This window comes from Bradyrhizobium sp. CCGUVB1N3, assembly GCF_024199925.1.
Lineage (GTDB): Bacteria > Pseudomonadota > Alphaproteobacteria > Rhizobiales > Xanthobacteraceae > Bradyrhizobium.
Genome location: NZ_JANADR010000001.1, coordinates 411658 through 435579 on the forward strand (window position 1 = coordinate 411658; position 23922 = coordinate 435579).

The following is a 23922-nucleotide window of genomic DNA, read 5'->3' on the forward strand; positions in this document are numbered from 1 at the left end:
GAACCCCGGGACCCGCGATGCGGCAATACACGGGAGCTCCGGAGCCGATCCGGATCAATGTCAGCTCCCGAATTGACCTTCTGACGCTACGACTCTTCGTTGCGATCGTCGAGGAGCGCAGCATTGCGCGCGCAGCAGATCGCGAGGGTATTGCCGCCTCCGCCGTGAGCAAGCGTATCGGGGACCTCGAGCAGGCTCTGCGCACGGAACTGCTGCTCCGCCATCGCCAGGGCATCGAGCCGACAGCCGCCGGTCAGGCGCTCCTCCAGCATGCGCGGCTCATCATGCGCAATCTGGCGGAGCTGGAGGCCGAGCTCGTCGATTTCTCGGCAGGCACGCGTGGGCAGGTTCGGATCTGCGCGAATGAATCGACGCTATTCGGCTTCATCCCAGAGCAACTTGCACGATTCGCCGAGTGTTACCCGGATGTGCGCGTCGAGCTGCAGTCCAATCTCAGCCCGATGAATATTCAGGCCGTGATGGACAACAGCGCCGACATCGGCATCTTCTCCGGCGATCTGCCCACTGGTGAGCTCGTGGTCCATTCCTGCTTCAAGGACAGGCTCGTCGTAGTTGTGCCGGCCGGACACACTCTGGCGAAACGGGATGGTGTTGGTTTCGCCGAGTTGCTCGGCTACGATTTGATCGAGCAGGAGCCGCGCAGCTCGATCCAGACCCTGCTGCTGAAGAACGCCGGAGGGCTCGGCAACATCCCGCGTTCGCGCGTCCGGGTTGGTGGCTTTGATGCCGTCTGCCGCATGGTGGAGGCCGGGCTCGGGCTCGGCATCATCCCCGACCGGCTCGCGGCCAAGCTCGGTCCCGTGATGGATATCGCGATCGTCGCGCTCGAGGAGGACTGGGCGGTTCGCGAGCACAAGATTTGCGTGCGCAACGATGCCGAGCTTCCTGTGGCGACCCGCCTGCTGCTTCGCCATCTGCTCGAGGCCGCTCAAGCATCGTGAACCACGCCGCTCGCTTGGCGAACCACGACTTCCGCCCGCCGTTCCGGCTTTCTATCCAAATGATGGAGCCGCTTCAGGCTTTGCCTGACTGGGAGCGAGTGTCGTGTCCGGCACAATGTTTGAGAAGATCTGGGACAGCCACACGGTCTACGAGCGGCCAGACGGGCAGACGCTGCTCTATATCGACCGACACTATGTTGGCGACGATCTGCCGCTCGAGGCCTTCGAGGCCCTGCGGCGCAAGGGGCTCAAGGTCCGCAGGCCCGACCTGACCTTCGCCATGCCGGATCATTACGTCTCGACCCGCGGCCGCAGCCTTGCCGATACGGTCGATGCCGAGCGCCGCGAACTGATCGAGGAACTCGTTCGCTTCACGGCGGAGAATGGGATCTTTCTCTTTCCACTCGGCGATCCCAGGCAGGGCATCGTCCATGTCGTTGGGCCAGAGCAGGGGCTGAGCCAGCCGGGCATGACGATCGTCTGCGGGGATAGCCATACGTCGACCCATGGCGCGCTCGGCGCGCTCGGATTCGGCATCGGCGCGGCCGAGGTCAGTCATGTCTTCGCCACGCAGACGCTCTGGCAGCGCAAGCCGCGCACCATGCGCGTGACGGTGAGCGGTGCACCTGGGCCGGGCGTGGTCGCTAAGGATATCGTCATGGGCATCATCGCCCATATCGGCGTTGCGGGCGCGGCCGGCCACGTTATCGAATATGCCGGCAGCACCATTTGCGGCCTCACGATGGAGGGCCGCATGACTCTGTGCAACATGTCGATCGAGGCCGGCGCGCGCGCCGGGATGGTGGCGCCCGACGCTGCAACCTTAGCCTATCTCAAGAGCCGCCCCTTCGTGCCGAAGGGAGCGCAATGGGAGAATGTGGTCGCGCGTTGGACGGCGCTGGCCAGCGAGGCGGACGCGGTCTTCGACCGCGAGGTCGCGCTCGACGCTGCCGAGATCGCACCGATGGTTTCCTGGGGCACAAGCCCCGAGGACGCCGGGCCGATCACTGGCCGGATACCGGACCCACGCAGCATCGTCGATCCTATCAAGCGCGCTCGGATCGAGAAGGGGCTCGCTTATATGGGGCTGGACGCCGGCACGGCGCTTGAGGGGCTGTCGGTCGACCGCGTCTTTATCGGCTCCTGCACCAATGGCCGCATCGAGGACCTGCGCATGGCCGCTTCTGTGCTCCAGGGACGGCGCACGGCGGTGCCGACGCTGGTCGTGCCCGGATCCGGACAGGTGAGGGCGCAGGCCGAAGCCGAAGGGCTCGACCGCATCTTTCTCGAGGCTGGCTGTGACTGGCGCCATGCCGGCTGCTCGATGTGTCTCGCCATCAATGGCGACATGCTCTCGGAAGGCGAGCGTTGCGCATCCACCACCAATCGCAACTTCGTCGGACGGCAGGGTCGGGGCTCCCGTACGCATCTCATGAGCCCGCCTATGGCGGCCGCTGCTGCCGTCGCTGGTCGCCTCATCGATGTCCGCCAACTGAGTGGGGCATGAGCATGGAACCCCTTACCCGCATCACGGCGGTGGCTGCTCCCATCGAGGGAGCCGATATTGACACGGACCAGATCCTCCCGGCCCGCTTCATGCACAAGCGCCGCATTGATTACGGCCAGTACTGCTTTCACGACCAACGCTTCGACCCCAGTGGAAGACCGCGCGCCGAGTTCGTGCTCAACTGGCCGGGCTTCCGGCAACCGGCGATCCTCGTCGGAGACCGCAACTTCGGCTGCGGCTCATCGCGCGAACAGGCTGTCCATACGCTCGCTGATTTCGGCATCCGCAGCGTCATTGCCGTCAGCTTCGGCGACATCTTCCAGACCAATTGCCTCAAGAACGGCCTGCTGCCCGTCGCGCTGCCCGAGGAGGCGGTGCGGGCGCTGCGCGCCAGCCTCGCGGCCTCTCCCGGTCGCCCGCTGACGGTTGATCTCGAAGCTGAGCTGGTGATCGAGGCCGACGGCACCGTGCACCCGTTCTCAGTCGATCCATTCGGCCGGGCCTGCCTCCTCGCTGGGCTCGACGAGATCGACTACACGCTGACGTTGCTGGATCGGGTCAGCGATTTCGAGATCGAAAGGGAGTGACGGCTCAGTCCGTTGCCGCTCTTTTCACTGACATGTCGGAGATATTCATGAAGATCGCAGTTCTGCCCGGCGACGGCGTTGGGCCCGAAGTCACACGCCAAGGCGTCAAGGTCCTCCATGCCGTCGCGGAGCGCTATGGCCTCGCCGTCGAACTGAGAGAGGCGCTGATCGGGGGCTGCGCTTATGAAGCGCACGGTCATCCGCTGCCGGCGGAGACGCTCACACTTGCGCGGGAAGCCGACGCCATCCTGTTCGGCGCCGAGGGCGGCTTCCAGTACGAGACGTTGCCTCGCGGCTTGCGTCCTGGCGACGCTTTGCTGACGCTGCGGCGCGAACTCGATCTCTTCGCCAATTTCCGCCCAGTCGTTACCTGGCCAGAACTTGCCGATGCCACGACATTGAAGCCGGAGGTCGTCGAGGGCGTGGATCTGACGATCCTGCGCGAGTTGACAAGCGATCTCTATTTTGGTGAGCCGCGCGGTATCGATGTCCTGGCCGACGGATCCCGCCGGGGCGTGAACACCATGAGCTATACGGAAGCCGAGATCCGCCGAATCGCTCATGCGGGTTTTCGTGCGGCGCGAGCTCGGCGTGGAAAGCTTTGCTCGGTGGACAAGGCCAATGTGCTCGAGACAATGGAGCTGTGGCGGGAAATCGTGACCGAGGTGGGTAGCGAGTATCCGGACGTCCAACTCAGCCATCTCTACGTCGATGCAGCGGCGATGATGCTGGTGCGAGCTCCCAAAACGTTCGATGTCATCGTTACAGCCAACCTGTTTGGTGACATTCTCTCCGATGAGGCGTCGATGCTGGTCGGGTCTATCGGTATGCTGCCCTCGGCCTCTCTCAACGCGTCCGGCAAGGGCTTGTTCGAGCCCGTACACGGCTGCGCTCCTGACATCGCTGGTAAGGACATCGCGAACCCGCTGGCGACCATCCTCTCGGTTGCGATGATGTTGAGGCTGAGCTTTGGCCACGAGAGTGCAGCTGCCACCGTAGAGGGCGCAGTACGGAAGACCTTGGCGGAGGGCTACCGCACATTCGACATTGCCGCGCCCGGCGAAGCAGCAATCGGTACGGAGGAGATGGGTGACAGGGTGCTGCGCGCCTTTTCCGTTGGTTCGTAGTTGACCCTGACTTCGCCTTGTTAAAGGCGAGGGCAAGGGCTGGCTCGGTAACCATCTGCTGGTCTTCCGTTAGACGGGTTGCACGACCGCTGAGTTGAGACACGAGGGAATTTTGCTGCGTTTTTTCTCCGCTGCGGAGGTCGAGGCCGGTCTCGATTATCCGCGACTGATCGATGTGTTGTCCGAAGCCTTTCGGCGAGACGGCGAGACGATGCCGGTGCGCCAAAGCTATGAGGTCGGAGCGTCCGGCGCTCCCGGCCATCTGCTTCTGATGCCGGCCTGGCAGCGCGGACAGGCGCTGGGGGTAAAATTCGTGACGGTCTTTCCCGAGAATGCTTCGCGTGGCCTCGGTGCGGTGTCCTCTCTCTATGTCCTGCTCGATGGCACGACGGGTCAGCCGCGCGCGATGATAGACGGCGAGGCGTTGACCAATCGGCGTACGGCGGCTGCATCCGCGCTCGCATCGCGACATCTCTCTCGCGAGGACGCCCATACGCTGCTGGTTGTTGGGACGGGCCGCATTGCGGCGTGCCTGCCGGCTGCGCATCGGGTCGTGCGGCCGATCAAACGGGTGCTTGTCTGGGGCCGAAATCCAGAGCGAGCGCTGACACTTGCAGGAGTATTCTCCCGGCAAGGATTCGAGGCGCAAGCGGTCGCCGATCTGCCGGAGGCGGTGGCCCAGGCGGATATCGTCAGTTGTGCCACGACGTCGACCCAGCCGCTGGTTATGGGCCAACATCTGAGGACCGGAACCCATCTCGACCTCGTCGGTTCATTCACGCCAAGGATGCGCGAGAGTGATGATGAGGCCGTCTGCCGCAGCCGCGTTTTTGTCGACACCTACGGAGGAGCGCTGGCCGAGGCTGGCGATCTCCTCCAGCCGATGTCGGCCGGCCGCTGGCAAGCTCATGAGGTCTGTGGCGACCTTCATGAGTTAACTCGTGGAGCGCGGCCGGGCCGTATCGACAAGGACGAGATTACGCTCTTCAAGTCGGTCGGGGCGGCGATCGAAGATCTTGCAGCGGCATCGCTGCTCGTTGGTAGCCCTCTTGGTGAGAGTTTCGGTCAACACAATACGTTTGGCGTTTCGCACAATAAGACCACCATTTAGCCCGTCGCTACGTCAACTGCATCAATCGGAGCCATGAAGAGTGGAAACACTTCAGAGGACGGGAGTGGGCAGCGGGCGCCCAGCGAAATGCGCGGCAAGATTGTCTTGCATCAACTGGCCCATGGCCTTGCGGGTCTCGACGGTCCCGGAGGCGTGATGAGGTTGCAGGAGGACGTTAGGTAGGCTGAGGAACTTTGGATTTAGCTTCGGCTCACCGTCGAAGACATCAAGCGCCGCCGCCCCGAGCTTGCCATTGGCAAGAGCCTCTATGAGCGCCTCCTCGTCGATATTGGAGGCACGCGAGACGTTGACGACGAGCCCGTCGGGCCCAAGCGCTTCGAGAACCGTACGTCCCACGATGTGCCGCGCTGCCGCTGTGGCAGCGAGCGTGACGAACAAGACGTCTGAACGCTCAGCGAGCGCGACGGGATCGGGAACGAAGGTCCAATCCTTGCCGTAGGACTTCGGTTCGATGTCGGTATAAGCGATGTCCATGTCGAAGCCGGTGAGCCGTCGCGCCACTTCAAACCCGATGCGGCCGAGTCCGAGGACGCCGGCGCGCTTGCCCCAGGCCCGCGTCCTCAGAGGATAGAGCCCCTTGGTCGCCCATGAACCGTCGCGCACCCAGCGTTCGGCGCCGTTCACACCTCGCCATTGTGCCAGCATCATTGCAATCGCAAGATCAGCCACATCCTTCGTCAGCACGTCGGGGGTGTTGGTCACGCGGATGCTGCGAGCTCGGCAGCTGTCAAGATGCACTGCATCGAAGCCCACGCCGTAGACTGAAATGATCTCGAGATTCGGACAGGCCGCGATCAGCTCGGCGCTCGCGCCGAGTTCGCCGCGCGTGGCGATGGCCCGCACGCGCGCTCCGACCTCGGCGAGGAGGGCAGACTTGTCACTGGTCTCGAAATAGCGGCGCATGACGTAAGCTGCGTCGAGAGGGACCTGATCCCACTCCGGATAGGGGCCCATCTGCAGGACTTCAGGCTTCGACATGAGGGTGTCCGCTCTTCTCGGTCATGGTCTTGACAGGTTATGTTATCGATAACATACTCAAACACAGGGTGGTTTGTCGAGATGCAAAAAGAAGAGGAAATGGGGTGGCGCTCAACTTGTTCGATCTGACAGGGCGCCGCGCCCTGGTGACCGGATCTTCTCAAGGCATTGGCCTCGCGCTCGCGCGCGGCCTCTCCGAGGCCGGCGCGGAGGTCGTGCTCAACGGCCGCGACGAGGCCAAGCTCGCGGCCGCCGCCAGTACCGTTGCGGGATCGCGAACACTCGCCTTCGATGTGGCCGACCACGCCGCGTCGCGTACAGCCGTCGACCGCTTCGAGGCCGAGATCGGGCCCATCGACATTCTCGTCAACAACGCGGGTATGCAGCACCGCGCGCCGCTCGAGGATTTTCCTGCGGACGCGTTCCAGCGCCTACTGCAAACCAACATCGCCTCGGTCTTCAATGTCGGCCAAGCCTGCGCGCGCCACATGATCGGGCGGCGCGCCGGCAAGATCATCAACATCGCCTCGGTCCAGACGGCGCTCGCGCGCCCGTCCATCGCTCCCTACACGGCGACAAAGGGGGCGGTCGGAAACCTGACCAAGGGCATGGCGACGGACTGGGCGAAACACGGGCTGCAGGTCAACGCGATCGCGCCCGGCTATTTCGATACGCCACTCAATGCCGCACTCGTCTCGGATCCTGCTTTTTCGGCTTGGCTCGAAAAGCGTACGCCGGCGGGCCGTTGGGGCAAAGTGGAAGAACTGATCGGCGCCTGTATTTTCCTTGCTTCGGCCGCTTCTTCCTTCGTCAACGGACACGTGCTCTATGTCGACGGCGGCATCACGGCCTCGCTCTGAGGCGCTGCGCACAGCCTGGCCCTGTGTTGTTGGCCAGCTGAAAATGGGGGCGCTCACCGTAGAGATCGGACAGGCCCCCGAGACGGTTGTCAAAACTACCTACCGGGCCACCGCGGAGATGTCGAAATGTCCCGTTCAGTCGCATTGATCGGCGCCGGCGCCATGGGCGGCGCGATTGGAACTCGACTTGCTGAAACCAATACCCGCCTCCTGGTGTTCGATCTCGATCCCGCAAAGGTCGCTGTCCTCGTCGAAAAAGGGGCGACTGCGGCCACCTCCGCTGCGAGCGCAGCGGCTGACGCCGACGCAGTGATCCTCAGCCTCAACTCGCTGAGGATCGTGCGAGCCGCCATCTTCGGACCGGCGGGCGTGGCTGAGGGAGCGCGGAAAGGCACGCTCATCATCGACATGTCTTCGATCGATCCGGAGGCGACGCGCGCGCTGGCCGCAGACGCGGCCGCAGCGGGTCTGCGCTGGGTTGACTGTCCCCTGTCAGGTGGCGCGCCGAAGGCGTTGAGCGGTCAGTTGACCTGCATGGCCGGTGGAGAACCCGCCGACGTTGAAGAGGCAGGGGCAGTGCTGGCCGAGGTCGCGTCGAATTTCACCCATATGGGTCCGAGCGGCGCAGGCCAAACCACGAAACTGATCAATCAGGTCCTCTGCGGTCTCAATTTCCTCGCCGTCGCTGAGGCGACCGCGCTGGCCGAGGCCGCCGGCGTCGATGCTGCCAAAATTCCCGAAGCGTTGCGCGGCGGGCGGGCCGACAGCGCTATCTTGCAGGAATACATGCCGCGCTTCGCCTCGCGCGACTATCGCCCGACCGGCCGCATCGACAATATGGTCAAGGATCTGAACGGTGCGCAGGATCTTGCCCGGCAGACGGGCATCGCCATGCCGATGACCGTTGTCTGCGCCGAGATCCATCGCCTTCTGACCGCGGTGGGGTGTGGTGCGATGGATCAGGCCGCGCTCATGGAATTCTGGTCGCGGCGAACGCCGTCACCGTGATGAGCGGCGCGGACCCACGGCCTTACGCAAGCCCGTGGGCGTTGACGAAGATCGCGTAGAGCGAAGTCTGCGCGGTAATATAGAGTCTGTTCCGTTTCGACCCGCCGAAGGTCAGGTTGGAGACGATTTCCGGCACCGGAATACGTCCGATTAGCGTGCCATCCGGCGCGTAGATGGCAATTGCATCCGCTGTCGACGTCCAGATATTACCGTTCCGATCGAGGCGGAAGCCGTCGAAGAAGCCGGCCGGCGAGGTCGCGAAGACGCGGCCATCACCGACTGTGGCCCCAGTCGGCGCGACATCATAGACGCGTATTACGGCCGGCACGTCCGGCACGTGGGTAGCACCCGTTTCGGCCACATAGAGCAACCGCTCGTCAGGCGAGAAGGCGAGACCATTTGGCCTCACCATGTCGGTCACGACCGCCGACAGCGCGCCGGTCGTCGGATCGAAGCGATAGACGTTGCTCGCGCCGATCTCGCTCGCTCCAGCATGCCCCTCATACTCGCTGTCGATGCCGTAGGTCGGGTCGGAGAACCAGATCGTTCCGTCCGACTTGACCACGACATCATTCGGGGAATTGAAGCGGCGCCCTTCGAAGCGGTCGACCAGTCCCACCCATCGGCCATCGGGCTCCAGCCGCGAGATGCGGCGGCCACCATGCTCACAGGCGATCACACGGCCGAGGGCGTCGCGGGTATGGCCGTTGTGATAGCCACAGGGGCTTTCGAACACCGAGACCGAGCCGTCGGTTTCGTCGAAGCGCAACACGCGATCGTTGGGAATGTCGGACCACAGAAGCGACTTGGCCGCTGGCAGATAGACCGGGCCCTCGGCCCAGCGGCTGCCGGTCCAGAGCCTGTCGAGTTTGGCGTGTCCGATGATCAGCGCCTGGAAGCGGCGGTCGAGGATTTCGTAGGTGCTCACGGCGTCAACGTCTCCAGCGTCGCATCGCTGACTTCAGTCAGTCGGCAGAGGAAAGTCGTCGGCCTTGAAGACCGTGTGGAAGATGGAGCCGTCGAACATTTCGAGCAGGCTCTTGGTCACCTCACGGCTCTCAAGGCGAACCGGCGAGGCGAGCGCTTCCTCGATCGCCTCGCGGGAAGGGTAGCGGATCGCCAGTACCATCTCGTAGTGCTGGGCATCGCTATCGCTCTCGTCCTGGCGCAACACGCGAACCTCTTCTGCGCCCGGAAAGCGCGTCCACAGCGGCACAAGGTTTTCGCGGACATAGGCGGTGAATTCGGCTTCGCGCCCGGGCTTTACGCGGCCACTGAAAAAAGCACAACGGATATACATTGGCACTCGCTCGTCTGTCTGGTGGAAGTGATGCAAATTCGGCGGCCAGCTTGCGGCCGACCGCCGAGAGAGCACGGTCATGTGCTCGGGGAGGGAAGTAAGACCTACTCGAACCCCCAGGCCTTCTTGTAGGCGTTACGGTAGCCATTGCCCGGGTCGAACGTATTGGCCGGGCCGCCGTCGAATTCGACGTTGGTCTTGGTCACCACATGCAGCGGCGAGACATAGCCCGACCATTTCTCGCCGGCCATGGCGCGGTTCAATTCGTCGACGAGCTGCCATCCCTGCAGGTTCAGGGGCTCGGCCACGGTGACGGCCTGGTAGGCGCCGGAACGGATGCGCTGATAGGCACTTTCGGAGCCATCGCCCGCGGCCACGTTGACCGGCGCGCCGGTGCCCTTGATGCCAGCCGCAGCGAGCGAGGGGGCCATGAAATCGTAGTAGAGGTCGTTGATGGCAAGCGAATGTGTCCAGGCGGCACCGTGCTTTTGCAGGAGTGAGGTGGTCAGCTGCGGCATGCGCGTCGAGGTTTCGGCGATCGGCGTATCGACCCATTCGAGAACCTTGCCACCGAGCGCTTCGATGACTTCCTTCATCTTCTTGGCCTTGGCAATCGCGATCTCGTAGGTCGAGTCGGTGAAGATGATCACGCCCGGCTTGCCATTGGCGTCGACGAAGCTCCAGTTGGCCGCGGCGGTGGAGACGGCCATGGGGTCGGTCGTCACATTGGCGAAGACACCGGCTTCGGGCACTGGGCCGATGACGGGAGCGGCGTGCCAGGAGACCATCGGGATTTTCGCGGCCTTGGCCGCTTCCATGCCGGGCTTCTGCTCGATCGCGTCGAAGCCGCAGATCACGAGGCCGTCGGGCTTCAGCGTCATGGCCTGGCCGAAAGCGGCGGTACGGCCGGAGACCGATCCGGCGCCATCAAGCGTGCGCACGGTCCAACCGGCGGCCTTGGCAGCTTCCTCGATGCCCCTGGTGACACCGAGCACGCCGCCGTTCTTCATATCGGAGGCGAGCACGACGATGGTCTTGCCCTTGGCAATCTTCGGACCGGAGGTCGGGCCATCCCACTTGTCAACTTTGGAGGCATATTTGTCGACGAATGCTTTCGCATCCGCGAGCGGGTCGGCGTGGGCCGAAGCAAGACCGAATGCGAGCCCGGCGACGACGGCGCCGGTTCGGATGATCGAATGCAACATAGAGCGTTCTCCTTGGTGTGATTGTCGTTCCGGTTTTGCGCCGGACGTTTCGTTGTTGTCGGCTCTCGCCGATCACGAAATTCATCGATCGTCGTGCTTCAGGCCTTGCGATCAGGTGCTCCGGCCGGCAGCTTGGCAACCGCACCGCGCTTTCTCTGCGCGTAGCCGGCCATGCCGATCGCGGCGAGCAGCGTAAGGCCGTTGAAAAGCGGCTCGACCCAGAAGGACCCGCCGAACTGCTGGATGCCGGCGATACCGACTGCGAGCACCGCAACGCCGATGATGGTGCCCCAGACGTTGACGCGGCCGGGCTTGATCGTGGTCGAACCGAGAAACGCGCCGACGAGAGCGGGCAGGAGATATTCAAGGCCGACGCTCGCCTGGCCGATGCGCAGCTTTGAGGCGAGCAGAACGCCAGTGACCGCGGTAAGTATACCGGAGGCCATGAAGGCGCCGACCGTGAAGCGCTGCACGGGAATGCCGTTGAGCGCGGCCGTCTTGGGGTTGGCGCCGATGGCGTAGATGTAGCGGCCAATCGGTAGATATTCGAACATGAGCCACATCGCCACTGCGAGGAGGAGCACATAGAATCCCGTGATCGGCAGACCAAAAACCATCGTGCCGTTGAGGGCGAGGAAACCTTCCGGCAGGACTGCAACGACCTGCCGGCCGCCAGTGTGCCAAAGCGCCAGCGCATAGAGCACCGTGCCGGTGCCGAGGGTGGCGATGAAGCTGTCGATGCGCGCGACCTCGACCAAGAGGCCATTGAGAAGACCGGTGAAGGCGCCGAGGCAGATGACCACGAGGACTGCGACCGGCCAGGGCAGGCCGATGGCGGTTTGCAAGCTGATCACCAGGATGTGCCAGAGCACGATGCCATAGCCGACCGTGAGGTCGATCTTGCCCGCAGCCATGGGGATCATCGCCGCGAGCGACAGCATGGCGATGATCGATTTGTCGGAAATGATCGAGCGCAGGTTGAGGAGCGTCGGAAATGTGTTGGGCAACATGATCGAGAACAGGGCGATCAGCGCGACGGTGATGATCGGCAGGCCGTAGACCGGCAGGAGCCGCGTCACCCTCTGCGGCAGCGAAGCGCCGGCGAGATCGGCGCGCGTCGGCTCCAGTGCGTTCGACTCGATCGAATTCATTCCCATGCGTTCCTCCCGGCGGGCGCCGTTCGTCGGCCCGTGCGATTTGTCCCTTATGCGGCCTCGGACGCCGAGGCGGCGGTGATCAGGGCTTCGGTCGTGAGATCGTCTCCGGCAATCTCGGTAATGATCCGGCCCCGATTGAAGACGAGCGCGCGATGGCAGATGTGCGCGACTTCCTCGAAATCGGTGGAGACGACGACAACAGCGAGCCCCTCGGCTATGGCGCGCGCGATAAGCCGATAGATATCCGCCTTGGCGCCAACATCGACACCGGCGGTCGGGTCCTCGGCCACGAGCAGCTTGCGACCTGTCGCAAGCCAGCGCCCGACAACGACTTTCTGCTGGTTGCCACCTGAAAGCCCCTCGATTGCGAGATGCGGATCGTTTGGCCGCAAGCCCACCAAGGCGCCGAGCCTGATTGCCTCCTCCGCTTCATGCCGGGGCGCGAGCACATCGAACAGGCTGCGCCCGGACGCGCCCGGGTTGAGGAAGACATTCTCGCGGATCGACAGGGACGCGGCGATCGATTCCTCTGTTCGGTCGCGGGCAACGAGACCGATGCCAGCAGCCATTGCCGTCACCGGGCTGGACAGATCCGGCACGGAGCCGTCGATGCGGATCTCGCCGCGATGTGCCACTGCGCCGAACAGGGCGCGCCCTACTTCTTCCTGGCCGGCGCCGCGCAGGCCGACGAGCCCCAGGAGCTCGCCCTCGCGCACGTCGAAATCGACCGGCCCGGACTTCGGGGTGATCAATCTTTTCACCGTGACGCGGGTCGTGCCGGAGTGGCAGGCGGCTTTCTCGAACATGTCGAGCAGCGGCCTGCCGACGATCAGCCGTACCAGATCCTCGGGCGAGGTCTCGCTGATCGCCTTCTCACCGACGAGCTGGCCATCGCGCAGGACGACAACGCGGTCGGCGATGCGGAAGATCTCGTCGAGCCGGTGCGAGACGTAGATCATCCCGACGCCTTGCTGGCGCAAGCGCCGCAGCGCCGCAAACAACCGCTCGACTTCATCCGCAGGCAGGCTCGCCGTCGGCTCGTCGAGCACGAGGAAATCGCATTTGACGACGAGCGCCCGGGCGATGGCGACGAGCGATTTCTCGGTGCGCGACAGGCTTGACACGCGCGTGGTCGGATCGATATCGCAGCCCACCAGGGCGAGAGCCTTGGTCGCGCGTGCCTCGGCGTCGCGCCAGTCTATAAGGCCGAACGGCCGCGTCCGCGGAAAGCCCTGGGCCAGCCCGACATTCTCTGCGACCGTCATCCATTCGACGAGGCCGAGATCCTGATGGATGAAGGCGACCGGCTGGTGATCGGCACGGCCACCCGGGGCATGGTGATAGGGTTCGCCTGCGATCGTCACCGCTCCGGCATCTGGACGATGGATGCCGCCGAGCACCTTGATGAGAGTCGACTTGCCCGCGCCGTTCTCGCCGAGCAAGGCGACGATTTCGCCGCGCTCGACGCCGAAGCTGACGCCTTTGAGTGCGCGAGTGCCACCGAAAGACTTGACGATTCCATCAAAGCGCAACGCACCCGACGCCATCCTTAGGTCCCCTCCGCGATCGCCGGCCGGGGCGCGAACGATTGCGAGGATCCCGCAACCGGCGGCCAAGCTCTTTACGATGGCAAGTTTATTGTTATCGATAACATCGTAGCCGGTTGGTGTGAGCTGTCAAGCCGCACGGCTCACGTGCTTTCGCGTTCAATGACCTGGAAGGGGACGATCAAAGTCTCTGGCCCCGGTGCCCGATTCTTCTGAACGTCGTCGAGGGCGCCAAGCAGGACACGGCCCGCCTCCAGCCCGATATTGCGGCAATCGACGGCGACAGTTGTAATCCTCGGCCAGGAGCAGCGAGAAACTTCGAAGTCGCCGAAACCGGCAACCGCGATCCGGCCGGGTACCGCCCAGCCGCGGCGGTGGCATTCCATGATCGCGCCAAAGGCAGACAGGTCGGATACGCAAACAGCCGCGTCCACATCCGGCCACTGCTCGATCAGGTGGACGATGGCCTCGCCGCCTTGTTCCATCGAGATCGGCGGATTGCCGAACGAGATGGTGCGCCCGGGTGGCAGGCCCAGCTCTTCGACTGCGCGCTTGTAACCGAGCCGGCGGTCGGCGCCGCGGGTGTCGCGCTTGCTCGCACCGCCGATGAAGGCGATGTTGCGGTAGCCCTGATGGTAAAGCCGGTGGACGAGCGCGCGTGAGGCCTCGGCGTTGGAGAAGCCGACGACATGGTCGATCGGATCGGCGGGCAGGTCCCAAGTCTCGACCACAGGAATGCCCGCGGATTGCAGCATGCGGCGCGCCTTCGGCGTGTGCCGGCCGTCGGTGACGATGATCCCGTCGGGCCGGCGCGTCAGCATGGCCCGCACGAGCCGCTCTTCCTTATCCATGTCGTAGTCGGTGTAGCCGAGAAGCATCTGGAGCCCCTGGCTTTCGATTGCCTCGGTGATGCCGCGAGCGGTATCGGAGAAATTGGAGTTGTTGATCGAGGGGATGAGCACAGCCACGAAGCCCGTCCGCTTCGAGGAAAGTGCTCCGGCAGAAAGGTCGAGCACATATCCGAGTTCTTCGACGGCTGCGAGGATCCGGCGCCGCGTCTCCTCGGAGACGGCACCGTCGCTCTTCAGCGCGCGTGAGACGGTCATTGCGGAAACCCCGGCCCGTGCCGCCACCTCCGCCATGGTCGCCGGCCGCTTTAGGCTCTTCCTGATCTGAGTTCGTTTCATCTCAATGCAGTCTCTGCTTGGTGTGCAGTCGGGATCGAAACCGGCAAGCCTTCTCTGCCGACGGATTTCGGTGCTGCCGCTGCGACGGCGACGAGTTTATGGTATCGATATCAATTGCTGCAATGGTGTCGATAGCAGACTGGGGCGAGGGCCTACGAGTAGTCTTGCTTGTCGGAGGTAGATCGTCACTGCTTCATCGCGCAATTGCGGCGCTCCCATTGACCCAGCTAAGAACGAAAGGCTCTTGGGGTTAGCTAGGGTCGCCATGGCCACGAGTCGGCACGCCAGACTCGGCTATTGCTCTGAAGCTCTCGCGCCGGGACCGCTACTTGCCGCGCGGATCCTGCACGCCGTAACTTCCGAAAGCGGCGGCGGTTTCGGCAATTTCGGCCTCGTTCAGCAGCATCGGTCCACCGATTGCCAAGGTGAGATAGTACTGCCGGGCAATGGTCTCGAGTTCGACCGCAAGCCACATCGCCTTGTCGAGAGAGGCTCCCGTGGCGATCATGCCGTGATTGGCGAGCAGGCAGGCCGTACGCCCTTCGAGCGCCTTGAGCGCATGCTCCGACAGTTCCTTGGTGCCGAACCTGGCGTAGCCGGCGACCCTCACGTTCATGCCGCCAAACGCCGCCATCATGTAGTGGCACGCCGGAATTTCCTTGCGCGCGATCGCCAGCACGGTGGAGTAGGTTGCGTGGGTGTGGACGATGCCTCTGACGTCGCGCCGCGCCTTCATGATATCGAGATGAAAGCGCCATTCGGTCGAAGGCTTGAGCGGCCCCTCCCACGATCCGTACTCGCCTTCAATCGGCATCGCTGCGATCATGTCGGGGCTGAGCGAGTCGTACGGCGTTGCCGAGGGCGAGATCAGCATGGTGTTACCATGACGGGCCGAGATGTTTCCGGAGGTGCCTTGGTTCAGTCCCGCGGCGTTCATCCAGCGGCATTTCGCGATGATCGCTTCGCGCAACTGAAGTTCGGTGTCGGTCATGTCACGGCCTCCCCTCAAAGTTCGCCTTGCGCAAACGTCTCCAGCGTTCCTGCATCGGCAGCTATGTCGAGAAACGAAAAGCGATTGCGCATCTCGCGGCAGTGAACGATGGCTTCGCGGTAGAAATCGACGGGCACGCCGAGCTCGGCGGCCGTCGTGGCGCCGCCGGCGGCCGACAGCAGACGCTTGATCTCATCGACAGGGATCGTGAAAGCGGCCAACTCGCGCTTGAGGTCCGGCCACGTCTCCGCGAGCTTGCGGTTGAAGACTGCGGCGCCTTCGCGGTCGAAGGCCTTTTGCTCGAACTCGGCGCGGCACTGCGATGCGACTTCCTCGCCGAAACGGCGAGCCATGCCCGCTACGTCGATACGGGTGGCATCGACGGAAGGCGGCCGATCGCTCGCAAGCATCTGCTGCTGCAGCCTCGCCATACTCAGCGATGCGATGCCCACCTGCTGGCCGTGCAGGCTTCCCGGATGCCGCGCTCCGGCAAAGCAATCGATGTAATGCGAAATCTGGTGTTCACCCATCGAACCATGGTGCGAGACGCCGGTGAATGAGATGCCGAGCCCGCACAAGGTCAACACGCGATAGAGGTACCCCAGGGCCCCGATATCGCCCTTGGGCAGGTTTCCGGCTCTCTTGTTCAGCTCGACTTCGTCGGCGGCCTGAATCGTGTAGGGCTCCTGAAAATACGCCGTCCCCAGCAGCCGGTGCGACATCCACCAGTCGTTCTGTGCAACCGAGCGGGCCAGGCAGTCGGCGAAGCCGGAGGCAGCGAGATAGGAGGGGGCGGCCGCGGATACTTTGAGATCGACGAAAAAGCCGGCCGGAGTGTGCGAGGGCAGCGATACCTTCAAGCCGCTGTCGAGCGTCAGCGAGGCGGTTGAGGACGTGTATCCGTTCATCGACGGGGCCGTCGCGAACACGCTATAGCGCCGACCATCCAGGCCGGTGACATATTTGCAGAGGTCGTTGACGGTGCCCGAACCGACGGCGACGACGGCATCGTACCCGCGCAGCTTCTCGGTCAGGCTGCGCACCTCCGCCATATCGGCATGGGGATGGTCGAGGACGATCGCTTCGACGGGACCGAGGCTGCGGAGTGCGTTGCAGATGCGCGCGCCCATCGCGTCGTAGGTCGCCTCGTCGCCCACGACGGCAAGGCGGTGTCCCAGTTTCAATGACGCGACCAGCTCGGCCTCGCGTCCATCGAGGCTGTCTTCGATCACGATGGAATCGTAAGGCACCTTGATGCGGTCGCCGGTCAGCGGATTGGTCCAGCGGCCGGCCACCAGATCGTCGATCAGGGCGGTCCAATTCTGCTTCGACATCGACACATTCCCGCGCCGCGCCGTCCGGCGCCGCAGTCCCGCTCGTGACAATCGACAAAACGGATTGGCAATTAAGCGAGACAATTGACAATTGTCAACTCGATGTGCATTTTGTAATTCCGACACCCGGACCGGACCGCCGATGATCAAGACGCTGCAACGCAATGTGACGCCGCCGCGGATCAAGCGCAGGGCGCTGTCGATTCCCGCCGAGTTCGACAGTGATCCCGTCGTCTGGGCGGCCTGGCTGTATTACGAAGAGGGCATGACGCAGGAGGAGGTCGCCGATCAGCTCGGCGTCTCGCGCGCCTCGGTGGTGAACTTTCTTCAGGAGGCGCGCGACCGCAACATCGTCACCATCGCGGTCTCCTCGCGTCACTTGCAGACCATCGGCCTCGCGCGCGAAGTGGCCAACGCCTACGGGCTCTCCAATTGTCTGGTCGTGCCTGATGACGGAGGCCGGCTGCCGGTCCACGAGCGGATCGGCATGGCGGGGGCGCGATTGCTGATCGAGCGGCTCCAGCCGGACGATGTGCTCGGTGTTTCCTGGGGGCGCACGGTGCAGGCGCTGTCGGCGGCGTTGCCCGAGATGAAGCTGCCCGGCGTGACAGTGGCCCAGATCACCGGCTGTTCGATCGGCACGACGGAATTCTCGCCGGAGCTGTGCACCTCCAACATCGCCAACAAGCTCGGCGCACGCTGCGTCAATCTGCACGCGCCCGGCATCGTCTCGACGGCGCAGATCAAGCGGCTGTTCATGCAGGAGCCGGCGCTCGTCGAGACGTTCAAGATCATCCGCTCGAGCAACAAGGTGCTGTTCGGCGTCGGCAGCGTGGACGATGCCGGCACGGCAATGCGCAGCGGCTACATGACGGCAGAAAAGATCGCGCCGTATCTCGCGCGAGGCGCGGTCGGCGTGGTGAGCGGGCGCTTCATCGACCGCGAAGGCAAGCCGCTGCTGGGCGCGCTCGACAACCAGATGATCGGCCTGACTCTCGACGAGATCGCCAAGGTGCCGGAACGGATCTGCATTGCCGGAGGCACCGACAAGATCGACGCCGTGTATGCGGCGCTCAACAACAACTACGCGACGATACTGGTCACGGACGTGGCGACGGCGAAAGCGCTGGTGCCGCGTTCGGGCCGGTCTCCCCGAACTGGAGTGTCACGCCGGCCCTAGAAAACGACAGCGAACCGGGCCGCAGAGCCTGGCGCCGAGAGAAAAGCGATGCGCGAGGAAGCGTCAATGGTTTCGCAGCAGGTTTCAACTCTGGCCGTAGACGTGCCGGTATCGGACCCGGTGCGCCGCCGTGTCTGGCCACGATTCCTGACCTCCGAACATCCGTTCCCCTGGTTGGCGCCGATTACGGCGCTGATCCTCGCGTTCGGCGTCTATCCGTTGCTGTACGCGCTGTGGCTTTCGTTCTTCAAGCGCAACCCGATCACCCGGATGAACGTCTTCAATCCGACCTGGAATTGGGGAAAGCTCATTGCCGACGAACGGGTGTGGGGCGCTATCGGCCACACCTATCTGTACACGACCGCCGCACTGGTCATCGAACTCTCGCTCGGGCTCGCCATCGCATTGCTGCTCGACAGCGATCGCAAAGGCTATGGGCTGCTGCGGGCACTGATGACGCTACCCCTGGTGGTGCCGCCGGCCGTCACCGGCATGATGTTTCTCCTGATGCTGGATGGATCGTTCGGCGTGCTGAGCACGGGGCTGGTCTCGCTTGGGCTGTGGCCACCGCAGCATCCGATACTGGCTTCGGGCAGCACGGCGCTGGCCGGCGTTCTGCTGGCCGATATCTGGCAGTGGACGCCCTTCATGGTGCTGATCATGCTGGCCGGTCTGCGCGCCCTGCCAAAGGAGCCCTTCGAGGCCGCGGCAATCGACGGTGCAACCACGAGCCAGGCCTTCTTCCATCTCACGCTGCCGATGCTCTCCAGGATCATCGCGCTCGCGGTTCTGATCCGCGGCGTCGATCTGTTCCGCATCTACGATTACGTGAAGGTGATGACGGACAGCGGGCCGGGCACCGCGACCGAGACGCTGACCTCCTATGCCGGCACGATCTACTTCAAGAATGCCGACTTCCCCTACGCATCGACGATCTCCCTGTTCACGCTGTTCCTGGTGATCGTCACCTCCAGCATCTTCATCAAGCTGTTCAGGGTGCGCTTCTGATGCAGGAAACATTCTGGCAGGCGCGCTTGCGCGATGTGGCGGCGGTCCTGGTGGTCGGCGTCTTCATGTTTCCGCTGTTCTGGTGGGCGCTGACGTCGTTCAAGCCGACGTCTGCGATCTTCGACAAAGACGAGATCGTCTGGTTCAATTTCAAGCCGACGCTGGTCAACTATGCCGTGACCATGTTCGGAAAGTCGCGGGCCGAGCTCGCGATCGAGTCAGGCAACACGTTCGGGATAGGGGGAGCGAGCTCCTACGACAGCCGCCAGACCATCGTCGATTCGTTGATCGTTGCTGTGGGGGCGACGGCGTTGACGGTCCTGCTGGCGGTGATGGCGGCCTACGCGCTGTCGCGGATGCGCTTCCGATGGCGACAGGCCTATCTGAACTGGATTCTGTCGCAGCGCTTCATGCCGCCGATCGCCATCATCGTGCCGGTGGTCTTCATGTTTCACTACATGTCGCTGCTCGACACGCGGCTTGGCCTCATCATCGTGGACACGCTGATCAACCTGCCGATCGCGGTGCTCCTGATGAAGTCGTTCTACGACGACGTTCCCGTCGACGTCGACGAGGCCGCAATGATCGATGGCGCCACGCGGCTACAAATCTTCTGGCGCGTCGTCCTGCCGATGGTGCGGGGCGGAGTCGCGGCGACCGCCGTCCTTTGTTTCATCTTCGCGTGGACCGAGTTCCTGCTGTCGCTGTTCCTGACCAATTCGATACGAACGTTGCCCGTCAAGATCACGACCTTCGTCACCTCGACCGGATCGGAATGGGGCTTCATCGCGGCACTCGGCACAACGGCCGTGATCCCGAGCTTCATCTTCATCTTGCTTGTCCAGAAGCAGCTTGTCCGTGGCCTAACCCTCGGATCCCTCAAGGAGTAGGCGCATAGACCGGAACTGAAAACTCAGAAAACATCGGGAGGAGTATCAATGAGTTTCAAGAAGTTCGATCAGCAGACTTTCATCATCGATACGGCGAACGCCTACACCAACAGGCAAATCTCCAAGCGCGACTTCCTGCGCAAGATGGGACTGGCGGGCGTCGGCTTTTCCGCCTTCAGTCTTGGCATGCTCGGCAATCCGCGCGGCTTGCGCAGGGGCAACCTCATCGGCACGCAAGCCTATGCCGACGGGCTGCCGGACAACCAGGCCAAATGGCTGAAGGAAGTCGGCAGCAAGTTCAAGGGCGCAAAGATCCGCTATTCGACCGAGTCGACGCCGCCGTCGGTCGTGCTGAACCAGATCAAGAAGGAGTTCACCGATCCGACCGGCATCGAGGTCGAGGTCGAAATCGTGCCGCTGGAGCAGGTGCTCGCCAAGGCGACGCAGGACGTGCAGGGGCAGCTCGGCTCCTACGATCTCTATTATCTCGATCAATCCTGGATCTCGATGTTCCAGCCGGACTGCGTCGATCCGGTCGCCTACTACAAGGAGAAGCCTGAGCTTGCGATGCCCGATTTCGATTGGGACGATTTCTCCAAGCCGCTGGTCGACAATGTCGCGAAGGTCAACGGGCAGTGGATGGGGATTCCCTTCGACATCCCGCTCTTCACGCTGATGTACCGCAAGGACATCCTGGAGAAGCACAAGATCGCGGTGCCAACGACCTACGAGGACTTCCTCGCTGCCGCAAGGCAGATCTCCGAAGCCGAGAAGAGCAATGGCATCTTCGGTACGGGCCTGCAGGCCAAATCCGGGCACTATTCACTCGAATGCGACTGGAGCCAGGCTGTTTGGGGGCATGGCGGCTCGATCTTCAACAAGAACAAGAAATTCTCGGGCAATGACGAGCAGGGCATTGCCGGTCTGAAGTGGTACCAGGAGCTCTTGAAGATCTCGCCGCCGAATTCGACGGCATCGACCTGGGACGGCCAGTTTGAAATGATGCATTCCGGCCAGGTCGCGCTGGTGCAGAGCTGGGACGAATTCTTCCCGGGGCTCGATGCCGACGACTCCAAGGTCAAGGGTCTCTGGGAGCCGGCCAAGCCGCTCACGGCCAAGAAGCTTCGTCCGGCTTCAACGAGCAACCGAATCTTGGCCATCAGGGCGGATCGTGCATTTCGTTGTCGAAATATTCGAAGAACAAGGAAGCCGCATGGATCTTCATGCAGTGGGGCTGCTGCAAGGAGATCATGACGCGATGCACGCTGCTCGGCGGCTTCGCGCCGATGCGCAACTCCTCCTTCGCCGATCCGCGGGTCAAGGCCAAGGCCAAGGTCGGCCCGGGCACGACGCGGCATCTCGAAACGGTGAAGTACGTCATCGACAACGTGATGGCGACCGAGCCGCATATGGCGTTGTGGGCTGGCCTTTCGACCAACGAGATTCCGACCGAACTCGGCAAGTTGCTGACGGGCCAGGCTTACGGCGGCGATCCGCAGAAATGCATGGATGCTCTGGCAAAGGACATCGACGCCAAGATGAAGGACGCTGGCCTGCTTTAAGGGCCGTGGAGCCGGAGTGCGCGAGGACGGCGGCAGTCGTCTTCGCGGCTCTTGAGATGGCGCGACATGACCAAAGACCTGGTGATCGGTATCGATAGTTCGACTTCGGCAACCAAGGCGATCGCCTGGGACCGAAGCGGGCGTGCCGTTGCGGAGGGACGCAAGACCATCGGCCTTGCCAATCCGCAACCGGGATATTTCGAGCAGGACCCGGACGAGTGGTGGGATTCGACGGCAGCGGCGTTGCGCCGCATTACCGATCAGGTTGGGGCCTCGCGCATTGCCGCCGTGGCGATCTCGAACCAACGGGAGACGTTCAGCGCCTTTACGGAAGAGGGGACCGCGATCAGGCCGGGCATGACCTGGCTCGACGAGCGGGCGCGGCCCCAGGTCGTGCGCTTCGGCAAATCGTTTGGCGCCGAGCGCGTTCACGCCATTTCCGGCAAACCGCTTGATGTCCTGCCGTGCCTTTACCGTATCATCTGGATGGCGGAACAGGAGCCGGAGATCTTTGCACGCGCCGCACGGTTTGCCGAGGTCCATGGCTTTCTGACCTATCGCTTGACCGGCCAATGGCGGACGTCGACGGCTTCGGCCGATCCGACCGGCCTGCTCGACATGGAGAGCAACGTCTGGTCGGCCGACATCCTCGACGCCATAGGCATTGCGACCGAAAGGCTTCCGCTCCTCACGCGCCCGGGAGTGCAGACGGGCGAAGTTACGTACACCGCGGCCGCGATCACCGGCTTGTCCGTCGGGACGCCCGTCGTCGCCGGCGGGGGGGACGGCCAGTGTGCCGGCACGGGCGCCGGCGTGACGTCGCCGGGCAGCGCCTACATCAATCTAGGGACGGCGGTCGTTTCGGGAAGTTATGGCCGTAGATACGCTTATGACCGCGCCTTTCGCACCGAGAAGGCCGTATGTGACGACGGCTACATCTACGAGCAGTGCATCCGTACCGGAACGTTCCTGGTCGATTGGATGGCACGCGAGATGTTTGCGGCCGATCCGGCGGCGCAACAGAGCATCTTCAAGGCGCTGGAAGCCGAAGCTGCGAGTTGCCCAATCGGCGCGGGCGGGGTCGTGGTGTTGCCATACTGGCTCGGCTGCATGACGCCCTATTGGGATCCCTATGCGCGTGGCGTGATCGCGGGATTGTCAGGCTCGACCCGGCGCGGCGCAATCTATCGTGCGCTGCTGGAAGGCATAGCGCTGGAGGTTGCCGCCCAGATCGAACGGATCGTGTCGGTCACGGGGAGCGAGATTCGGCAGCTTTCAGCCATTGGTGGCGGTTCGGACAGTGATCTCTGGCTCCAGATCTTGGCCGATACATCGGGCCGCTCGGTTCTGCGCTCGACGGCGCGGGAGGCATCGTCTCTCGGTGCCGCGATCGCAGCGGCCAAGGGGGCGGGCTGGTACGGAACAATCGCTGAAGCCTCCGCAGCAATGACGCGGCCGCCGGCCAAGACGTTCCAGCCCGACCCCAAGAGCGTGGTTCGCTACTCCGAGCTCCGCGCGATCCACGCCGATCTCTGGCCGAGGCTTCTCGATTGGAACGCCCGGCTTGCATCCTTTGCCGAGGGCGCGCAGTCATGAAGCCCATTGCAAGTTTTCCCGCGGAGACCGCGCGCCGCATCGTCTGCGTATTGACCGATATCGACGATACGCTGACCACCGACGGCCAGCTTCCCGCGGCGGCTTACGCAGCACTCGAAAATCTCCGTGGTGCCGGCCTCTCGGTGGTTCCGGTGACCGGCCGCCCGGCGGGCTGGTGCGATATGATCGCACGGTTCTGGCCTGTCGACGGAGTGATCGGCGAGAACGGCGCGTTCTATTTCCGGCACGATCCTGTGGCTCGGAAAATGATCAGAAAATTCATCGCAACCGAAGCCGAGCGCGCCGCCAACCGCCGCAGGTTGCTGGCACTCGGCGAAAGGATTCTCTCTGAAGTGCCGGGTGCGGCGATCTCGTCCGACCAACTTTATCGCGAAGCGGACCTTGCGATCGATGTATGCGAGGACGTCCCACCCTTGTCGCGCGCAGCCGTCGACAAGATCGTTTTCCTGTTCGAGAGTGCGGGCGGCATCGCCAAGGTCTCTTCCATCCACGTCAATGGATGGTTCGGTCGCTACGACAAGCTGGCGATGACCAGGATCTTTGTGCGCGAGAGGCTCGGGCTCGATCTCGACGAGGCGAGGGACCGCATCGTGTTCTGCGGCGACAGCCCCAACGATGCTCCGATGTTCGGATTCTTTCCCTACGCCTGCGGCGTTGCGAACGTACACGATTTCGAGGGAGCGATGGCCGCAACTCCTGCCTTCATCGCAAGCAAGCGGGGGGCTGAGGGCTTCGTCGAGATTGCGGACAGAATATTGTCCGCGAGGGCACGCGCGTAGCGAG

23 protein-coding genes are annotated in these 23922 nt (G+C 63.4%); 14 read left to right on the top strand and 9 right to left on the bottom strand.

Features of this window, described 5'->3' with window-relative positions; all coding sequences use genetic code 11:
• Positions 1-17 precede the first annotated feature (17 nt).
• The 5 genes from NLM33_RS01845 (at position 18) to NLM33_RS01865 (ending at position 5294) form a co-directional block, all read left to right on the top strand.
• Complete coding sequence (locus NLM33_RS01845; protein WP_254094160.1) at positions 18-962, top strand: LysR family transcriptional regulator; 945 nt, start codon at positions 18-20, stop codon at positions 960-962.
• 115 nt (positions 963-1077) lie between these two features.
• Complete coding sequence (leuC, locus tag NLM33_RS01850) at positions 1078-2469, top strand: 3-isopropylmalate dehydratase large subunit (RefSeq protein WP_254105623.1); 1392 nt, start codon at positions 1078-1080, stop codon at positions 2467-2469.
• Positions 2466-3056, top strand: coding sequence for a 3-isopropylmalate dehydratase small subunit (gene leuD, locus NLM33_RS01855; RefSeq protein ID WP_254094161.1), 591 nt, complete (start codon positions 2466-2468; stop codon positions 3054-3056). The genes leuC and leuD overlap by 4 nt, the downstream gene beginning before the upstream one ends.
• Positions 3057-3097: 41 nt before the next feature.
• The gene (gene leuB / locus NLM33_RS01860) at positions 3098-4183 is read left to right on the top strand and encodes a 3-isopropylmalate dehydrogenase (protein WP_371930101.1); all 1086 of its coding nucleotides are present in this window, start codon (positions 3098-3100) and stop codon (positions 4181-4183) included.
• A 112-nt stretch (positions 4184-4295) separates the two neighbouring features.
• The gene (locus tag NLM33_RS01865; RefSeq protein ID WP_371929890.1) at positions 4296-5294 is read left to right on the top strand and encodes an ornithine cyclodeaminase family protein; all 999 of its coding nucleotides are present in this window, start codon (positions 4296-4298) and stop codon (positions 5292-5294) included.
• A 51-nt stretch (positions 5295-5345) separates the two neighbouring features.
• Here the strand turns inward: NLM33_RS01865 and NLM33_RS01870 are convergent, their stop codons facing one another.
• Complete coding sequence (locus NLM33_RS01870) at positions 5346-6293, bottom strand: 2-hydroxyacid dehydrogenase (RefSeq protein ID WP_254094165.1); 948 nt, start codon at positions 6291-6293, stop codon at positions 5346-5348.
• Between the two features lie 104 nt (positions 6294-6397).
• On the opposite strand from NLM33_RS01870, the gene NLM33_RS01875 reads away from it, so the two are divergent.
• Together NLM33_RS01875 and NLM33_RS01880 are read left to right on the top strand one after the other, a co-directional pair.
• Positions 6398-7153: an SDR family oxidoreductase gene (locus tag NLM33_RS01875; RefSeq protein ID WP_254094167.1), complete on the top strand. Its 756-nt coding sequence runs from the start codon at positions 6398-6400 to the stop codon at positions 7151-7153.
• Between the two features lie 126 nt (positions 7154-7279).
• Positions 7280-8161 (top strand): NAD(P)-dependent oxidoreductase, encoded by an 882-nt coding sequence (locus NLM33_RS01880; RefSeq protein WP_254094169.1) that lies wholly within the window; start codon positions 7280-7282, stop codon positions 8159-8161.
• A 22-nt stretch (positions 8162-8183) separates the two neighbouring features.
• Here NLM33_RS01880 and NLM33_RS01885 read toward each other — a convergent pair whose 3' ends face one another.
• The 8 genes from NLM33_RS01885 to NLM33_RS01920 form a co-directional block, all read right to left on the bottom strand.
• Positions 8184-9089: an SMP-30/gluconolactonase/LRE family protein gene (locus tag NLM33_RS01885; protein WP_254094171.1), complete on the bottom strand. Its 906-nt coding sequence runs from the start codon at positions 9087-9089 to the stop codon at positions 8184-8186.
• A 33-nt stretch (positions 9090-9122) separates the two neighbouring features.
• Positions 9123-9461 (bottom strand): antibiotic biosynthesis monooxygenase, encoded by a 339-nt coding sequence (locus NLM33_RS01890; RefSeq protein ID WP_254094172.1) that lies wholly within the window; start codon positions 9459-9461, stop codon positions 9123-9125.
• 104 nt (positions 9462-9565) lie between these two features.
• Positions 9566-10666, bottom strand: a complete 1101-nt coding sequence (locus tag NLM33_RS01895; RefSeq protein ID WP_254094173.1) for a substrate-binding domain-containing protein — start codon at positions 10664-10666, stop codon at positions 9566-9568.
• 98 nt (positions 10667-10764) lie between these two features.
• Positions 10765-11817: an ABC transporter permease gene (locus NLM33_RS01900; protein WP_254105625.1), complete on the bottom strand. Its 1053-nt coding sequence runs from the start codon at positions 11815-11817 to the stop codon at positions 10765-10767.
• A gap of 53 nt (positions 11818-11870) precedes the next feature.
• The gene (locus tag NLM33_RS01905) at positions 11871-13370 is read right to left on the bottom strand and encodes a sugar ABC transporter ATP-binding protein (protein WP_254094174.1); all 1500 of its coding nucleotides are present in this window, start codon (positions 13368-13370) and stop codon (positions 11871-11873) included.
• A gap of 143 nt (positions 13371-13513) precedes the next feature.
• Positions 13514-14512: a LacI family DNA-binding transcriptional regulator gene (locus NLM33_RS01910; protein WP_256570601.1), complete on the bottom strand. Its 999-nt coding sequence runs from the start codon at positions 14510-14512 to the stop codon at positions 13514-13516.
• A gap of 370 nt (positions 14513-14882) precedes the next feature.
• Positions 14883-15548, bottom strand: coding sequence for a class II aldolase/adducin family protein (locus tag NLM33_RS01915; protein WP_254094176.1), 666 nt, complete (start codon positions 15546-15548; stop codon positions 14883-14885).
• Positions 15549-15562: 14 nt separating this feature from the next.
• Positions 15563-16882: an iron-containing alcohol dehydrogenase gene (locus NLM33_RS01920; protein ID WP_254105626.1), complete on the bottom strand. Its 1320-nt coding sequence runs from the start codon at positions 16880-16882 to the stop codon at positions 15563-15565.
• Positions 16883-17024: 142 nt separating this feature from the next.
• Here NLM33_RS01920 and NLM33_RS01925 point away from each other — a divergent pair, with 142 nt between their 5' ends.
• From NLM33_RS01925 to NLM33_RS01955, 7 genes are all read left to right on the top strand, one after another.
• Entirely contained in the window at positions 17025-18062 is a 1038-nt protein-coding gene (locus NLM33_RS01925) for a sugar-binding transcriptional regulator (protein WP_254094178.1), read from the top strand.
• A gap of 66 nt (positions 18063-18128) precedes the next feature.
• Positions 18129-19070: a carbohydrate ABC transporter permease gene (locus NLM33_RS01930; protein WP_254094180.1), complete on the top strand. Its 942-nt coding sequence runs from the start codon at positions 18129-18131 to the stop codon at positions 19068-19070.
• Entirely contained in the window at positions 19070-19960 is an 891-nt protein-coding gene (locus NLM33_RS01935; protein WP_254094182.1) for a carbohydrate ABC transporter permease, read from the top strand. Before NLM33_RS01930 ends, NLM33_RS01935 begins: the two co-directional genes overlap by 1 nt.
• A gap of 48 nt (positions 19961-20008) precedes the next feature.
• On the top strand, positions 20009-21214 hold the full coding sequence (locus NLM33_RS01940; protein ID WP_254094184.1) for an ABC transporter substrate-binding protein: 1206 nt from the start codon (positions 20009-20011) through the stop codon (positions 21212-21214).
• The gene (locus tag NLM33_RS01945; RefSeq protein ID WP_254094186.1) at positions 21211-21522 is read left to right on the top strand and encodes a hypothetical protein; all 312 of its coding nucleotides are present in this window, start codon (positions 21211-21213) and stop codon (positions 21520-21522) included. The genes NLM33_RS01940 and NLM33_RS01945 overlap by 4 nt, the downstream gene beginning before the upstream one ends.
• A 66-nt stretch (positions 21523-21588) precedes the next feature.
• Positions 21589-23118 carry an FGGY-family carbohydrate kinase gene (locus NLM33_RS01950; protein ID WP_254094188.1) on the top strand — a complete coding sequence of 510 codons (1530 nt, stop codon included), beginning with the start codon at positions 21589-21591 and terminating at the stop codon, positions 23116-23118.
• Positions 23115-23918 (top strand): HAD hydrolase family protein, encoded by an 804-nt coding sequence (locus NLM33_RS01955; protein ID WP_254094190.1) that lies wholly within the window; start codon positions 23115-23117, stop codon positions 23916-23918. Before NLM33_RS01950 ends, NLM33_RS01955 begins: the two co-directional genes overlap by 4 nt.
• Positions 23919-23922 lie beyond the last annotated feature (4 nt).

Coding starts and splice junctions, on each gene's coding strand:
- NLM33_RS01930 (WP_254094180.1), top strand. CDS start 18,129: ATGGTTTCGCAGCAGGTTTCAACTCTGGCCGTAGACGTGCCGGTATCG.
- NLM33_RS01910 (WP_256570601.1), bottom strand. CDS start 14,512: ATGGCGGAGGTGGCGGCACGGGCCGGGGTTTCCGCAATGACCGTCTCA.
- NLM33_RS01945 (WP_254094186.1), top strand. CDS start 21,211: ATGACGCGATGCACGCTGCTCGGCGGCTTCGCGCCGATGCGCAACTCC.
- NLM33_RS01905 (WP_254094174.1), bottom strand. CDS start 13,370: ATGGCGTCGGGTGCGTTGCGCTTTGATGGAATCGTCAAGTCTTTCGGT.
- NLM33_RS01915 (WP_254094176.1), bottom strand. CDS start 15,548: ATGACCGACACCGAACTTCAGTTGCGCGAAGCGATCATCGCGAAATGC.
- NLM33_RS01870 (WP_254094165.1), bottom strand. CDS start 6,293: ATGTCGAAGCCTGAAGTCCTGCAGATGGGCCCCTATCCGGAGTGGGAT.
- NLM33_RS01950 (WP_254094188.1), top strand. CDS start 21,589: ATGACCAAAGACCTGGTGATCGGTATCGATAGTTCGACTTCGGCAACC.
- NLM33_RS01935 (WP_254094182.1), top strand. CDS start 19,070: ATGCAGGAAACATTCTGGCAGGCGCGCTTGCGCGATGTGGCGGCGGTC.
- leuD (WP_254094161.1), top strand. CDS start 2,466: ATGAGCATGGAACCCCTTACCCGCATCACGGCGGTGGCTGCTCCCATC.
- NLM33_RS01955 (WP_254094190.1), top strand. CDS start 23,115: ATGAAGCCCATTGCAAGTTTTCCCGCGGAGACCGCGCGCCGCATCGTC.
- leuC (WP_254105623.1), top strand. CDS start 1,078: ATGTTTGAGAAGATCTGGGACAGCCACACGGTCTACGAGCGGCCAGAC.
- NLM33_RS01920 (WP_254105626.1), bottom strand. CDS start 16,882: ATGTCGAAGCAGAATTGGACCGCCCTGATCGACGATCTGGTGGCCGGC.
- NLM33_RS01940 (WP_254094184.1), top strand. CDS start 20,009: ATGAGTTTCAAGAAGTTCGATCAGCAGACTTTCATCATCGATACGGCG.
- NLM33_RS01895 (WP_254094173.1), bottom strand. CDS start 10,666: ATGTTGCATTCGATCATCCGAACCGGCGCCGTCGTCGCCGGGCTCGCA.
- NLM33_RS01890 (WP_254094172.1), bottom strand. CDS start 9,461: ATGTATATCCGTTGTGCTTTTTTCAGTGGCCGCGTAAAGCCCGGGCGC.
- NLM33_RS01845 (WP_254094160.1), top strand. CDS start 18: ATGCGGCAATACACGGGAGCTCCGGAGCCGATCCGGATCAATGTCAGC.
- NLM33_RS01880 (WP_254094169.1), top strand. CDS start 7,280: ATGTCCCGTTCAGTCGCATTGATCGGCGCCGGCGCCATGGGCGGCGCG.
- NLM33_RS01900 (WP_254105625.1), bottom strand. CDS start 11,817: ATGAATTCGATCGAGTCGAACGCACTGGAGCCGACGCGCGCCGATCTC.
- NLM33_RS01925 (WP_254094178.1), top strand. CDS start 17,025: ATGATCAAGACGCTGCAACGCAATGTGACGCCGCCGCGGATCAAGCGC.